Genomic DNA, 13,225 nt, shown 5'->3' with positions numbered 1-13,225 from the left:
CCGGGCTGGTCCTCCTGGTCGTCGACCCGGAGGGCCTGCCCGTGCTGTACGAGCCGGGGGACGGCGACGAGTCCGGCCCCTGGTTCCCGCACGTGTACGGCCCGATCCCGGCCGACTCGGTGGTCGCGGTGCTGGACTTCGAACCGGATCCGGACGGCGTCTTCCGCCCTCCACCCGTTCTGTAGTGGATCGTGCGCGCAGTGTGATCGCCGGTTACGGAAATGGGGCTTACGTCTTTAGCCCGAACGGCTCATCCTGATCTTCAGGTCTACTCGCTGTAGACCTCTGGACACAGGAGGTATCCGTTGTCTTCCCTGCCACTGGACGACCGGGTCACCGGCTACCGGCCGGAGAGGGTCCCCCCGCGCGGTGGCCCCGCCCAGGAGGTGCGCTGGCCCGACGGCGCCACGCACCTCGTCGTGGCCCGCGTCGGCGTCCAGACCGACGACTCGGCGGCCGGCGTGAAGGCCATCGCCCGCGTGCTGGAGCTGGCGGCGGGGGAGAGCGGCCCCGCCCTGGTCGAGCGGGTCAGCGACGACGACAGCGAGATGGCCGTCTGCTACTGGTCGGACCCCGAGGCGCACCGCGCCTGGTGGGGGAGCGAGCCGGTGCGCGCCTGGTGGGACTCCCTGCCCGTCGACGGGCCGCTCGGGCACTGGCACGAGACCTCGGTGACCCCGCTCGACCAGTTCGAGACGATCTACTCGGCCGAGTTCTCCGGTGGCCCCGCGCGTCTGGCCCCGACCGGCCCCACGAACCTGCACGACTACGACAACTCGGCCCTGGACCGGATGCCCGCCACGGCGCACCGCGACCTCGGGCGGGAGCGCGCCGAGGAGCCCGTCACCGACCTGCCGCCCGGCGAGTCGCCGCGCGGTCGGCGGGTGAGGCTGGCCGAGCCGTCGCCCTCCGGCCTGTGCTGGATCCGCACCGCCCAGGAGTGGTCGGCCGCGCCCGACGACCAGCTGGCCTCCTACCGGGACGGGGTCGAGCCCGCGTACCGCACGGCCGTCGCGCACCTCCAGGACAACCCGCACGAGAGCGGCTGCCTGTCCGCCAGGCTGGTCAACAACCTCGACGCGAACGGCGCGCGGGCGGCGGGGTCCGAGACGATCGCCTGGTGGCGCGGCATCGGGGACCTCCTGCGCTGGGCGCACCACCACCGGACGCACCAGGACATCCTGAAGGCGTTCTGGGAGGAGATCGTGCTGAAGCACGGCCCCGGCATGAGGGTGCGGCTGTGGCACGAGGTGCACGTGCTGCCCGAGGGGGCGCTGACCGCCGAGTACGTCAACTGCCACCCCGGCACGGGGCTGCTCCAGACCTGGCCCGGCTGACCGGAGGCCCCCTGAACGGCCGAACGCCCGCCGCGCCCCGTGAACCGGGGTGCGGCGGGCGCTTCCAGGCCCCGCGCGCTTAGAGCGCGCCACCCGCCGCGGCGGGGGCGGTCGGGTCGCCGCCCTCGGCGCCGCTCAGCTCGCGGGCGACGAAGTTCTCCACGTGGAACAGGTTGCCGTCGGCGCGGTCCACCACGGTCAGCAGCGTGCTCATCGACGACACCTCCTCCACCTGCTCCTTGAGGAACCACTGGAGGAACTGCTCGCCCAGGTAGTCGCCCTCGTCGCGGGCGGCCTTGGCCAGCGCGACGATCTGCTCGGTGACGGTCTTCTCCTGCGCCAGCGCCAGCTCGACGGGCTCGCGCGCCGAGCCGAAGTCGTTGCGCACCTCGCCGACGCCGGGGACGGTCACCGGCACGTCCGTGTCGAGCAGGTACTTGACCAGCATCATGGCGTGGTTGCGCTCCTCCAGCGCCTGCGCGTAGAAGTGCGCGGCGAGCCGGGGGAGGTCGCGGGAGTCGTACCAGACCGCGATCGCGGTGTACTGCTGCGAGGCGGTGAACTCGTTCCCGATCTGCTCCTGGAGCAGTGCTCGGAACTTCGAGGAGGTTTCGGTGGGCAGCTTCTTCAGGTTCAGGGCCATGTCACCGATAATAGAGGAACAAATACCCTTGCGCATTCAAGGAAAGGCTAACCCAAATATGGGAAGGGTTCCCTAAAATAGTTTAGGCAAACCTTCCCCGACGAGCCCGGACCACGCTGTCCCGGCAGGTCGGAGCGGTGCGGGGCGAGCTAGACCAGCGGCGCGCGGTCGATCGGGCACGACATGCAGCGCGGCCCGCCCCGACCGGAGCCCAGTTCCGAACCGCTGATCCGCAGCACCTCGACCCCCGCCTCCTCCAGGCGCGCGTTGGTCTCCACGTTCCGCTCGTACGCCACCACCAGACCGGGGCCCACGGCGAGCGTGTTGTTCCCGTCGTCCCACTGCTCGCGCTCGGCGGTCACCGCGTCCAGCCCGGTGTCGATCACCCGCAGCCGGTCGATGCCCATCGCCTCCGCCGCCGCCTCCAGGAACGGGCTCGGCCCGGACACCCGCACCCCGCCCGAGCCGTCCTGGCGCACCGGGTAGGCGAACAGGTTGTCCCGCACCGCCGGGTACATCACCACGGCGTCCCGGTCGACCATCGTGCACACCGTGTCCAGGTGCATCGTGGCCCGCTGCTGCGCGATCGGCACGGCGAGCACGGTGTGCGCCAGCCCGTCGGCCAGCGCCGAGCGGGCGAACGACTCGGCGCCCGCGGGCGTGGTCCGCTCGCCGACGCCGATGGCCAGCACGCCCGGCGCGAGCAGCAGCACGTCGCCGCCCTCCAGCGGGGCCGAGTGCGCCCCGTAGGCGCGGCCGGTCTTCGCGAAGCGCGGGTGGTAGGCGTAGATCAGGTCGGTCAGCGCGGTCTCCCGGCCGCGCGCGGGCATCGCCAGCGAGGTGATCGACACCCGGTCGCCCACCCACACCGACGAGTCGCGGGTGAACAGCAGGTTCGGCAGCGGGTCGACGGCGAAGTCGCCGGGCTGGTGCATCCGGCGCACCAGCGAGGCCCCCTCGGCGGCGGGCAGCTCCTCGAAGGTCATGCCGCTGGTCAGGATGGTCGCCAGCGCCTCGGGGGCCAGGCCGGACAGGTGCGAGCGCAGCGCGTCCGCCAGGTGGATGCCCAGGCGGCGCTCGTCCACCGCGCTGTGCACGCCCGCGATGCGCGCCCGGTCGTCGTGCAGCGCCCGCACCAGCTCGTCCCCGAGCAGCAGCACCTCGACGCCGCGCGAGCGCAGCACCTCGGCGAACGCGTCGTGCTCCTCCTGCGCCCGGTCGACCCAGGGGACGCCGTCGAACAGGAGCTGGTCGTTGTTGCGCGGGGTCAGCCGCTTCAGCTCGGCCCCCGGCCGGTGCAGGAGCACCGTGCGCAGCGGGCCGACCTCGCTGTCCACCCTGGGCGCCGGTCCGGGCGCGGGGGTGGCGGACTGGGTGTGCTCGATGTGCGCGGTCACCCTGCAGAGGGTAGTCCCGGACCGGCGGAAACAGCAGCTCAGCGGGAGTCTTTCCGAATAATTCGATCGCGTTCGACGCTCAGAGCAGTGAATCGTGAAGAACTACCGGCGAACGACCCCCGAAACGTTGCGCAGCGAATCAGGCCCCGGCGGCGGCCACGGCCGCGCCCGCCGTCAGCGCCACCTGGATCTCGTCGACGGCCTTGCGCACCGCCTCCGGGGCCCAGGCGCCCTGGCTGATCTCCTTCAGCCTGGCCTTGAGCCGGTCCTTCGGCACGTCGGGGAGCACCTTCCGCTCCTGCCGGGCCGCCCCAACCAGCGCGCACAGCGCGGCCGTGCGCTCGTCCACCGGGCCGTCGCCCTCCAGCGCCGCGCGCAGCCGGGCGCGCGCGTCCGCCTCCAGCGCGGGCTGCCTGCCGTCCGGCGTCGGGTACCGGGTGGTCGGGAAGACCAGCAGCACCTTGGCCTCCTCGCGGCGGACCACGCCGCGCTCCACGAGGCCGTCGAGCACCCGCGTCGTGCTCTCCTTGTAGAGCTTGTGCATCCACTGCTGCGGCTTGCGCGGCTTGTCCGCCTCGGCGAGCCGGGCCAGCAGGGCGTCCACGGCCGGTTCGCCGGTGGGCGTCGGATCGGTGACCACGACCTTCTTGTCCACCAGGTCGACCCGGCCCGCCAGCACCAGCTCGGTGAGCAGCGCCCCGGTCACCCCGTAGCCGAGGACCGGGTGGGTGACCGAGGGCCTGCCCTCGTCCGAGTAGCAGAGGAGGACCAGTTCGTCGGCGAGCGTCGTCATGCCCCGATTGTCCTCCTCGCCCGTCCCCGGCGGGGCCGTTCGGCCGAACGCGCCCGATCTTCCGGCGGCGCCGTCAGGGCAGCCAGGACAGGTGGTCGCGCAGCAGCGAGTAGCCGACGAAGGCGACCACGTCGAGCAGGGTGTGCGCGCCGACCAGCGGCCACAGCCGCCCGGTCCGCTGCCAGAACTTCCCGTAGACCAGGCCCATCACCACGTTGCCGATGAACCCGCCGAACCCCTGGTACAGGTGGTACGAGCCGCGCAGCACGGCCGCGACCACCAGCGAGGTGTTGTCCTTCCAGCCCAGCTGCCGGAGCCTGGTCAGGATGAACCCGACGACCAGGACCTCCTCGGCCCACGCGTTGCCCGCCGCCGCCAGGGTCAGCGTGATCGCGCTCCACCAGGAGTCCAGCGTGGACGGCTGCACGGCCAGGTTCAGCCCCAGGTTCCAGGCGACGAGGTAGAACGCCAGTCCAGGGACGCCGATCAGCGCGGCCAGCCCCAGGCTGCCCCACGCGTCGAACGCCGGCCTGGCCCGGTCAAGGCCGACGGCCTTGACCGTCACCCCGCTGCGCCACAGCAGGTACAGGCCGAGCCCGCCCCACGCGGACAGCTGGAGCACGCTCAGCAGCTGGGCGATCAGGTCGAGCAGGTCGAACCGCGCCTGCGGGACGTTGATCGCCACCGTCTGCTGGTTGAGCGGGACCGGTCGCAGCAGGCTGTCCACCAGCCGCACCAGGCTGCGCAGCCCGGACAGGCCGAGGGTCACGCTGAAGACGAGCAGCAGCTCGACCTGGTAACCCCTGCGCTGGTCGGGCGTGAACCGCTCGGGCCCGAGCTCGCCCGGCCCCCTCGTCTGGTCGATCACCAGCTCACGTTAGCGGCGCTGCGCCAGGAACGGGCAGCCCATCAGCCTGCGCAGCTCCGAGGACAACTCGGACGGGGTCGCCACCGGGCGGGAGAACGCGATCCGCACGTCGTGGTCGGCGTCCTCCAGCTCCACCCGCAGCCGCAGGCCGAACCGGTCAAGGCCCAGCGGCCGGACGTGCCCGCCGCGCAGCCCCTCGGGCAGGTGCTGCACCAGCAGGCCCACCACGTCCCGGTGCGAGAGCTCCAGGTGGCGCAGCCAGTGGTCCTCGTGCGCGCAGAACGGGTCGGGCTCGGCCTGGGCGAACACCTCGGGGCGCAGCGAGGTCGTGGTCTCCGCGTCGGCGACCACCAGGGAGGCCGGGACCAGGCGCAGCGCGGTCAGCCCGTGGCCGACGTCGAGCAGGCGCGGGTCGGGGCGCTCCTCGGCGACCTCCACGCAGGCCTCGCGGGCGGCAGGCCCGTCGAGCGCGCGCAGCCAGCCGGTGATCCACAGCAGGCCGCGCACCGGCTCGCGCAGCGGCACGGCGGCGTGGTCGGCGATCTCCAGCATCGAGGTCACCTCGCCGAGCGCGGCGCGCGCCACCAGCGGGTGCTCGTCGGGCAGCAGCAGGGTCGCCTCGCCGCAGGGGTGCACGTGGTGCAGCTCCGGCACCACCCGGTCCTCGGCGCCGTCCGGCGGCAGCAGCGCGGCGCGCCCACCCCTGGTGGCGATGGTCCGCGCGCGCTCGGCAGGGTGCGGCGCGGGTGGTCTGCGGATCTCGGTCACCGCGTCACCTCCCCAACTTAGGGCAGCCTAACTTGCCGTGCGGTGGAAAAGGAAGTCCCCCGGTGGACGTACCCTGATCGTGCTTGGCGGAGGTGCTCGTGGTCGTGCCCAACCAGCCGTCCACCGAAGGGGCGGCTATCGATGACCGCTGGACCCACCACTGCCTCGAGACGGCCAGCCGGCGGGTGTTCGGCTGGGTCGTGCTCGGGGCGCTGGCGTTCACCGCTCAACTGGTGCTGGTCCTCTGGTCCGACGTGCCCTCGCACGTCCCGTTCGCGCTGCTCGCGTTCTCGCTCGGCTCCATAGCCTGGGGCCTGGTGCGCAGGCCGTCGCCCGCCGGGGCGATGCGCGAGGAGCCGTGGCGGTTCGCGCGGGTCCATTGGAGCAACGGCAGGCTCGTCGTGCACGGCGAGGAGAGGTCCTCGGTGCTGGAGGTGCGCGGCGCGGGCCCCCTGGTGCGCGGCCGGATCGGCAAGCACCGCAGGGCCTGGCTCGTGCTCCCGGACCGGCAGGGCAACACCGTGGTGACGTTCCGGGGCGTGCCGAAGCTGTTCCCGGCGCGGGTGCTGCGCGCGCCCGTGCGGCGCGGGACCGGCAAGGCGGCCGGGTCGTCTGCGGGCGCGGCGAGGGGCGTGAAGGCCGGGCGCACCCGGCGTGGGTCCGCGGGGACTCGGAAGCGCAGCACGGGACGTGACCGCTCGCAGGGCTGACGCCCGTTCGAGTGTCGCTGGAACCGGGGGAGCCCGGTGACGTCCGGTGCTCGCCGCCCGGCCCGCCCCGATCTTGGTCGGGCCCGGTCCCGGCCGCCTGTCCCGACCTCGGCCTGCCCCGCTCCCGACCGGGATCGGCAGGCCCGCCCTAGTCCAGGTCCGGTCCCCGGCGCGACCACGACCACGCGTACCTCGGGTCCTCGCCCGCCAGCGCGGCCTCGCCCAGCTCCAGCGGCCGGAACGTGTCCACCATGACGGCGGTCTCGTCGAAGGCCTCCACGCCCAGCGAGGCCTCCACCGCCCCCGGCTGCGGTCCGTGCGCGCAGCCCGCCGGGTGCAGCGACAGCGACCCGAGCCCGATGCCGGAGCCCTTGCGCGCCTCGTAGTCCCCGCCCACGTAGAACATCAGCTCGTCCGAGTCGACGTTCGCGTGGTTGTAGGGCACCGGCACGGCCAGCGGGTGGTAGTCGACCTTGCGCGGCACGAACGAGCACACCACGAAGTTGGGCCCCTCGAACGTCTGGTGCACCGGCGGCGGCTGGTGCACCCGCCCGGTGATCGGCTCGAAGTCCCCGATGTTGAACACCCACGGGTACAGGCAGCCGTCCCAGCCCACCACGTCGAACGGGTGCGCCGCGTAGGTCATCCTGGTCAGCCCGGCCCGGTGCCGCACCAGCACGTCCACGTCCTCGCCGTCCACCAGCAGCGGCTCGGCGGGCCCGCGCAGGTCCCGCTCGCAGTACGGCGAGTGCTCCAGGAACTGCCCGCGCGCCGACAGGTACCGCTTCGGGGGCCCGATGTGCCCGGTGGCCTCCAGCACGAGCAGGCGCATGGGCGTCCGCGGCACCACCCGGTGGGTGCAGGAGGTCGGGAGCACCACGTAGTCCCCGGACTCGACCGCCAGCGCGCCGTAGACCGTCTCGACCACGCCCTCGCCGGACTGCACGTACAGCAGCTCGTCGCCGAAGGCGTTGCGGTAGAGCGGGCTGGGCTCGGTGGCGGCGGCGAAGCAGATCACCACGTCGGCGTTGCCGAACAGCACCCTGCGGCCGGTCACCGCGTCGGCCGCGCCGCCCGCGCCCGACCCGACCAGGGGATCGGTCTTGAAGTGCCGGGGCTTGAGCGGCAGGTTCGGGACGAGGGGTCCTCGGGCGTCCGGGACGGTCACCGCGTCGACGATCGCGGTCGGCAGGTGGCGGTGGTAGAGCAGGGCCGAATCGGCCGAGAAGCCCTCCACCCCCATCAGCTCCTCCGCGTACAGGGAGCCGTCCGGAGAGCGGAACTGGGTGTGGCGCTTTCGGGGGATCTCCCCGACCTGGCGGTAGTGCGGCATCGGTCACCCCGGACGTTCGATAATCGGACATCTTTGTTCATTGACCGGTACGCCACTAGCGTGTCAGCCGTGTCAAGCGCCTTCGAACTCCGTGCGCCCGGTCCTCGCGGCACACCACCACTGCTCGCGCGGCTGGTGGACGACGCCGCGCTGTTCCCTCCCGGCGACGCGACCATGGCCGACGCCGTGCGCGGTTACCTGGACTCGCGCTCCGGCGACTGGGCCGGACCGCTGAACCTCTTCCTGTGCCCGGCCTCCCGGCTGGCCGAGCTGATCACCGAGCTGATCAAGGTGAAGCCGGTCAAACCGGTCGCCCTGTCGCTCGTGATCGACACCGGTCTCGGCGGGGTCCCGAAGGCGGTGTCGATCGTCGAGTCGCGCAGCGAGCTGCTGGCGCTGCGCATGGTCGAGATGCCCGCCCCCTCCGACGTGGACGAGGTGTGGCTGGAGCGCGTCTCGGAGTTCGTGCCCGAGGACGTCATCCGCGTGGTCGAGCCGCGCAGGGGCGGCGCCGAGTGGCTCGATGGGGTGCGCCGGGTCATCGAGCACGGGAGCTGGCCCAAGCTGCGCTGCGGCGGGATGCGCAAGGAGAACTTCCCGAGCGTCGACGAGGTCGCCGACTTCCTGGCCGTCGTCAGCGGCGGCGGGGTGGCCTTCAAGGCGACCGCGGGCCTGCACCACGCGGTGCGGCACGAGGACCCGGAGACCGGGTTCACCCACCACGGGTTCCTCAACCTGCTGGTCGCCACCGCCCGCTCGCTGTCCGGCGGGGACGTGCGCGCCGCGCTGTCCAGCACCGACGCCGAGGCGCTCACCGCCGAGGCCAAGGCGCTGTCCGACCAGGCCGCCCACGCGGTGCGCGGCGTGTTCGCCTCCTACGGCTCGTGCTCGCTGGCCGACCCGATCCGCGACCTGGAGGAGCTGGGCCTGCTGTGAGCTGGATCGAGGACCCGGCATTCGGGCCGGACCACCCGTTCGGGCCGCAAACGCTGCCCTACGGCGTCACCCCGGACGGCGTGGCCGTCCGGGTGGGCGACCGCGCGCTCCCGCTGCGCCCGCTCGCCGGGTCCTTCGGGCGGCTGGCCGACCTGGTGTCGGCGCCCGACCTGGACCCCCTGCTGCGCGCGGACCGCGCCACGTGGAGCGAGCTGCGGGCCAGGCTGGTCGAGCTGGTCACCGCGCCCACCGCCCCGCGCGGCGCGGCGCTCACCGACCTGGGCGGCGAGGTCCTGCCGTTCACCGTCGCCGACTACGTCGACTTCTACTCGTCCCGGCACCACGCGGAGAACGTCGGCCGGATCTTCCGGCCGGACGGGGACCCGCTGCTGCCCAACTGGACCCACCTGCCGGTCGGCTACCACGGCAGAGCGGGCACGGTCGTCGTGTCCGGCACGCCCGTGGTCCGCCCGCGCGGCCAGCGCCGCGCCGAGGGCGGCCCGGTCTTCGAGCCCAGCGCCCGGCTGGACGTCGAGGCCGAGGTGGGCTTCGTGTGCGGCGGCCCGCCCGCCTCCCGGCTCACCCCCGACCGCGCCGCCGACCACGTGCTCGGCGTCGTCCTGGTCAACGACTGGTCCGCGCGCGACGTGCAGGCCTGGGAGTACCAGCCGCTCGGCCCGTTCCTGGCCAAGTCGTTCGCCACCAGCGCGTCGGCCTGGATCACCCCGCTGGAGGCGTTCGCCGTCGCCAGGGTCGCCCCGCCCGCGCTGCCCAACCCGGTGCTGCCGCACCTGGTGGAGGAGCGGCCGTGGGGGCTGGACCTGACCCTGGAGGTCGAGTGGAACGGCGAGGTGGTCTCCCGGCCGCCGTTCCGCGAGATGTCCTGGACGTTCGCCCAGCAGCTCGCGCACCTGTCGTCCAACGGCGCCCCGGTGCGCCCCGGCGACCTGATCGCCTCCGGCACCGTCTCCGGGCCCGAGGTCGACGAGCGCGGCTCGTTCCTGGAGCTGACCTGGAACGGGCGCGACCCGGTGGTGGTCGCGGGCGCCGAGCGGTCGTTCCTGGAGGACGGGGACACCGTGCGCATCACCGCCACCGCCCCCGGTCCTGACGGGTCCGTCGTCGGCCTCGCCGAGGTCGTGGGCACCGTGCTGGCCGCCGCGCCGGTCCCGGAGCGGTAGTCGTGAGCCGGTCACCGGAGGCCGGGCGCGCCGACCAGAAGGAGAGCTCGCTGACCCTGGAGCGGGGCCTCGCGCTGCTCCAGGCCGTCGCCGACGCCGAGTCCGACGCGCCCACCATCAGCGAGCTGGCCACCGCCATCGGCGCGTCCCGCGCGGCCGTCTACCGGCTGCTCGTGCCGCTCCAGGCGCGCGGCCTGGTCCGCCGCGAGGGCTCCAAGGTCCGGCTGGGCCTCGGCGTGCTGCGGCTGGCCGCCAACGTGCTGCCGCAACTGCGCATCGCCGCGCAGCCCGCGCTGCGCGAGCTGGCCGAGACCGTGGGCGCCACCGCGCACCTGACGGTCGCGGACGGGGCGGAGGCGCAGGCGGTGGCCGTGGTCGAGCCGTCGTGGACGGCGTTCCACGTCGCCTACCGCGTGGGCAGCAGGCACCCGGCCCACCGCGGCGCGGCGGGGCGGGCGATCGGCCTCTCGACCGAGGGGTTGCAGTGGATCGTCTCCTCGGGCGAGCTCCAGCACGGCGCGTTCGGCGTAGCGGCGCCCGTCAGGGGGGTGCACGGGCTGCGGGCCAGCGTCGGCGTCGTGTCCCTCGACGAACTGGTCGGCGACCGGGTCGGCCCGCAGGTCGTGGCCGCCGCGCAGCAGGTCGCGGACGCGCTGCGCTGAGCGATCCCAGGACCTTGGTCCTGGGCACCGCAGGACCACGGCACCTGAGGTCCGACCCCTACGCCGACCTACGGTCGCCGTGTGAACGTCCTCGACCTGTCGCGGTGGCAATTCGGCATCACCACCGTCTACCACTTCCTGATGGTGCCGCTGACGATCGGTCTCTCGCTGCTGGTCGCGGCGATGCAGACGGCGTGGGTGCGCACGGGCGATCGCAAGTACCTCGCCATGACGAAGTTCTGGGGCAAGCTGCTCCTGATCAACTTCGCCATGGGCGTCGTGACGGGCATCGTCCAGGAGTTCCAGTTCGGCATGAACTGGAGCGCCTACTCGCGCTTCGTCGGGGACGTCTTCGGCGCGCCGCTGGCGATGGAGGGCCTCGCGGCGTTCTTCGTCGAGTCCACGTTCCTCGGGCTGTGGATCTTCGGCTGGGACCGGCTGTCCAAGAAGGCGCACCTCGCGTGCGCCTGGGCGTTCTCGCTCGCGACGATGCTGTCGGCCTACTTCATCCTGGCCGCCAACTCGTGGATGCAGCACCCGGTCGGCACGATCATCTCCGACGAGGGCCGCCCGCAGCTGGTCTCGATCGGCGAGGTGCTGACCAACAACACCACCCTCGCGGCCTTCCCGCACGTCATCTTCGGCGCGTTCGCCGTGGCCGCCGCGTTCCTGGTCGGCATCGCCTGCTGGCACCTGTGGAAGCGCAGCGACGAGGAGCCCGTGTGGCGCGCCTCGGTGAAGCTCGGCGCGTGGGTCGGCATCGTCTCCTTCGTCGGCCTGGCGATCACCGGCGACTTTCAGGGCAAGCTGATGTTCCAGCAGCAGCCCATGAAGATGGCCGCCGCCGAGGCGCTGTGCCACACCGAGGAGCCCGCCGCCTTCTCGATCTTCGCGGTCGGCGACGTGAGCCGCGCGGACTGCGAGTCGGTCAAGAGCATCACCGTCCCGGCCCTGCTGTCCTTCCTGGCGCACAACGACTTCTCCAGCGAGGTCAAGGGCGTGCAGGACCTGGTGACCGAGTACCAGGCGAAGTACGGCGAGAACTACCCGGTCGACGAGCGGCTCGGCGAGCTGTCCGGCCAGCCCATCGACTACGTGCCGATGCTGCCCGTCACCTACTGGGGCTTCCGCCTGATGATCGGCTTCGGCGCGGTCTCGGCGCTGGTCGGCGCGATGGCGCTGTGGCTGGTCCGGGGCGGCAGGCGGGCGCCGACCGGCAAGTGGTTCCCCCGGCTGATGCTGCTGAGCATCGCCACCCCGTTCCTGGGCAACAGCTTCGGCTGGATCTTCACCGAGATGGGGCGCCAGCCGTTCGTGGTCGCGCCGAACCCGACGGGCGTCGACGGGGTCTGGATGTTCACCGCCAGCGCGGTCTCGGCCAACACGGTCGGCGAGGTGCTGACCTCGGTCACCGTGCTGACCCTGCTGTACGGCGTGCTCGCGGTCGTGGAGGTCTTCCTCCTCAAGAAGTACGTCGCGGGCGGTGTCGCCGGGGTCATGCCGCCGGTGAAGCCGAAGACCGGCGACGGCAAGGACAAGGACTCCGACGACAAGAGCGATGACGATGACGACGTCCTCGCGTTCGCGTACTGAGAGGGGGTGCTGACGTGGAGACGTTCTGGTTCTGCGTGATCGCCCTGTTCTGGCTGGGCTTCCTCTTCCTGGAGGGTTTCGACTTCGGCGTCGGGATGCTGCTGCCGGTTCTGGGCAAGGACAACACCGAGCGCCGGGTCATGATCAACACGATCGGGCCGGTCTGGGACGGCAACGAGGTCTGGCTGATCGTCGCGGGCGCGGCCACGTTCGCCGCCTTCCCGCTCTGGTACGCGTCGCTGTTCAGCACCGCGTTCCTCGCGCTGCTGCTGTTCCTGGTGGCGCTCATCGGGCGCGGCGTGGCCTTCGAGTACCGGGGCAAGGTCGACAGCGAGCGGTGGCGCCGGAACTGGGACCGGGTGATCATCTCCACGTCCTGGGTCGCCTCGTTCGGCATCGGCTTCGTGCTCACCACCAACGTCCACGGCCTCCCGATCGACGAGATCGGCGACCGGGTCGGCGGCCCGTTCAGCTACCTCACCTGGCAGGGGATCGTCGGCGGCCTGGCCGTCTCCGGGTTCTCGCTGGTCCACGGCGCGCTGTTCACCGCGCTCAAGACCGAGGGCGAGATCCGGGAGCGGGCCCGCGCGCTGGTGCTCAAGATGGCCCCGGTCGCGCTGCTGCCGCTGGTGGTGACCCTGCTGGTGGTGCAGTTCGAGTTCGGCGGCGCCGCCACCTGGGGCGCCACCGTCGTGGTGCTGCTCGCGGCGGTCGGCTCGCTGGCCCGGCTGTGGGCGGGGCGCGAGGGGCAGGCGTTCGCGCTGATGGGCGTCGCGGTCGTGGCGACGGTGATCGCGCTGTTCGGGGCCATGTACCCGAACGTGCTGCCGTCCACGGTCGACCCGGCGTTCTCGCTGACGATCGAGAACGCGTCCTCCAGCTCGTACACCCTGACCGTCATGACCTGGGTCTCCGCGTTCGGCGCGCCCGCCGTGCTGGTCTACCAGGGCTGGACCTACTGGGTGTTCCGCAAGCGCATCGGCGTCAAGAGCATCCCCCCGGTG

14 protein-coding genes are annotated in these 13,225 nt (G+C 72.6%); 8 read left to right on the top strand and 6 right to left on the bottom strand.

What is annotated here, in order from left to right:
- Both ACTUAL_RS05455 and ACTUAL_RS05450 read left to right on the top strand, forming a co-directional pair.
- The coding region (locus tag ACTUAL_RS05455; protein WP_440899472.1) for a DUF952 domain-containing protein at positions 1 to 185 on the top strand (185 nt) is incomplete at its 5' end.
- A gap of 120 nt (positions 186 to 305) precedes the next feature.
- Positions 306 to 1,337, top strand: coding sequence for a phenylacetaldoxime dehydratase family protein (locus ACTUAL_RS05450; RefSeq protein WP_440899471.1), 1,032 nt, complete (start codon positions 306 to 308; stop codon positions 1,335 to 1,337).
- A 79-nt stretch (positions 1,338 to 1,416) separates the two neighbouring features.
- On the opposite strand, the gene ACTUAL_RS05445 is transcribed toward ACTUAL_RS05450, so the two are convergent.
- The 5 genes from ACTUAL_RS05445 to ACTUAL_RS05425 all read right to left on the bottom strand — a co-directional run bounded on the left by ACTUAL_RS05445 (position 1,417) and on the right by ACTUAL_RS05425 (position 5,806).
- A complete protein-coding gene (locus tag ACTUAL_RS05445) occupies positions 1,417 to 1,980 on the bottom strand; it encodes a ferritin (protein ID WP_096490987.1) in 564 nt (187 codons plus the stop codon).
- A gap of 149 nt (positions 1,981 to 2,129) precedes the next feature.
- Positions 2,130 to 3,377 carry an arginine deiminase gene (locus ACTUAL_RS05440; RefSeq protein WP_440899470.1) on the bottom strand — a complete coding sequence of 416 codons (1,248 nt, stop codon included), beginning with the start codon at positions 3,375 to 3,377 and terminating at the stop codon, positions 2,130 to 2,132.
- A 139-nt stretch (positions 3,378 to 3,516) separates the two neighbouring features.
- Positions 3,517 to 4,170: a GOLPH3/VPS74 family protein gene (locus ACTUAL_RS05435; RefSeq protein WP_096490988.1), complete on the bottom strand. Its 654-nt coding sequence runs from the start codon at positions 4,168 to 4,170 to the stop codon at positions 3,517 to 3,519.
- 73 nt (positions 4,171 to 4,243) lie between these two features.
- A complete protein-coding gene (locus ACTUAL_RS05430; protein WP_440899469.1) occupies positions 4,244 to 5,038 on the bottom strand; it encodes a CPBP family intramembrane glutamic endopeptidase in 795 nt (264 codons plus the stop codon).
- Positions 5,039 to 5,047: 9 nt separating this feature from the next.
- Positions 5,048 to 5,806: a DUF2470 domain-containing protein gene (locus tag ACTUAL_RS05425; RefSeq protein ID WP_440899468.1), complete on the bottom strand. Its 759-nt coding sequence runs from the start codon at positions 5,804 to 5,806 to the stop codon at positions 5,048 to 5,050.
- A 92-nt stretch (positions 5,807 to 5,898) separates the two neighbouring features.
- On the opposite strand from ACTUAL_RS05425, the gene ACTUAL_RS05420 reads away from it, so the two are divergent.
- Positions 5,899 to 6,516, top strand: a complete 618-nt coding sequence (locus ACTUAL_RS05420) for a hypothetical protein (protein ID WP_440899473.1) — start codon at positions 5,899 to 5,901, stop codon at positions 6,514 to 6,516.
- 148 nt (positions 6,517 to 6,664) lie between these two features.
- Here the strand turns inward: ACTUAL_RS05420 and ACTUAL_RS05415 are convergent, their stop codons facing one another.
- Positions 6,665 to 7,849, bottom strand: a complete 1,185-nt coding sequence (locus ACTUAL_RS05415; RefSeq protein ID WP_096490990.1) for a homogentisate 1,2-dioxygenase — start codon at positions 7,847 to 7,849, stop codon at positions 6,665 to 6,667.
- Positions 7,850 to 7,918: 69 nt separating this feature from the next.
- On the opposite strand from ACTUAL_RS05415, the gene ACTUAL_RS05410 reads away from it, so the two are divergent.
- From ACTUAL_RS05410 to cydB, 5 genes are all read left to right on the top strand, one after another.
- The gene (locus ACTUAL_RS05410; protein WP_269770681.1) at positions 7,919 to 8,785 is read left to right on the top strand and encodes a hypothetical protein; all 867 of its coding nucleotides are present in this window, start codon (positions 7,919 to 7,921) and stop codon (positions 8,783 to 8,785) included.
- On the top strand, positions 8,782 to 9,966 hold the full coding sequence (locus ACTUAL_RS05405) for a fumarylacetoacetate hydrolase family protein (protein WP_440899467.1): 1,185 nt from the start codon (positions 8,782 to 8,784) through the stop codon (positions 9,964 to 9,966). Before ACTUAL_RS05410 ends, ACTUAL_RS05405 begins: the two co-directional genes overlap by 4 nt.
- A gap of 2 nt (positions 9,967 to 9,968) precedes the next feature.
- Positions 9,969 to 10,628, top strand: a complete 660-nt coding sequence (locus ACTUAL_RS05400) for an IclR family transcriptional regulator (RefSeq protein WP_096490992.1) — start codon at positions 9,969 to 9,971, stop codon at positions 10,626 to 10,628.
- An 81-nt stretch (positions 10,629 to 10,709) separates the two neighbouring features.
- Positions 10,710 to 12,221 carry a cytochrome ubiquinol oxidase subunit I gene (locus ACTUAL_RS05395; RefSeq protein WP_096490993.1) on the top strand — a complete coding sequence of 504 codons (1,512 nt, stop codon included), beginning with the start codon at positions 10,710 to 10,712 and terminating at the stop codon, positions 12,219 to 12,221.
- A gap of 14 nt (positions 12,222 to 12,235) precedes the next feature.
- A partial coding sequence (gene cydB / locus ACTUAL_RS05390; protein WP_440899466.1) for a cytochrome d ubiquinol oxidase subunit II occupies positions 12,236 to 13,225 on the top strand: 990 nt, incomplete at its 3' end.

This window comes from Actinosynnema sp., assembly GCF_052038725.1.
The sequence above is the reverse complement of the archived record's forward strand: the minus strand, read 5'-3'. Positions and strand labels throughout refer to the sequence as shown.

Bases quoted from the DNA above. Each gene is read 5' to 3' on its own strand.
- ACTUAL_RS05445 (WP_096490987.1), bottom strand. From the start codon at position 1,980: ATGGCCCTGAACCTGAAGAAGCTGCCCACCGAAACCTCCTCGAAGTTC.
- ACTUAL_RS05435 (WP_096490988.1), bottom strand. From the start codon at position 4,170: ATGACGACGCTCGCCGACGAACTGGTCCTCCTCTGCTACTCGGACGAG.
- ACTUAL_RS05415 (WP_096490990.1), bottom strand. From the start codon at position 7,849: ATGCCGCACTACCGCCAGGTCGGGGAGATCCCCCGAAAGCGCCACACC.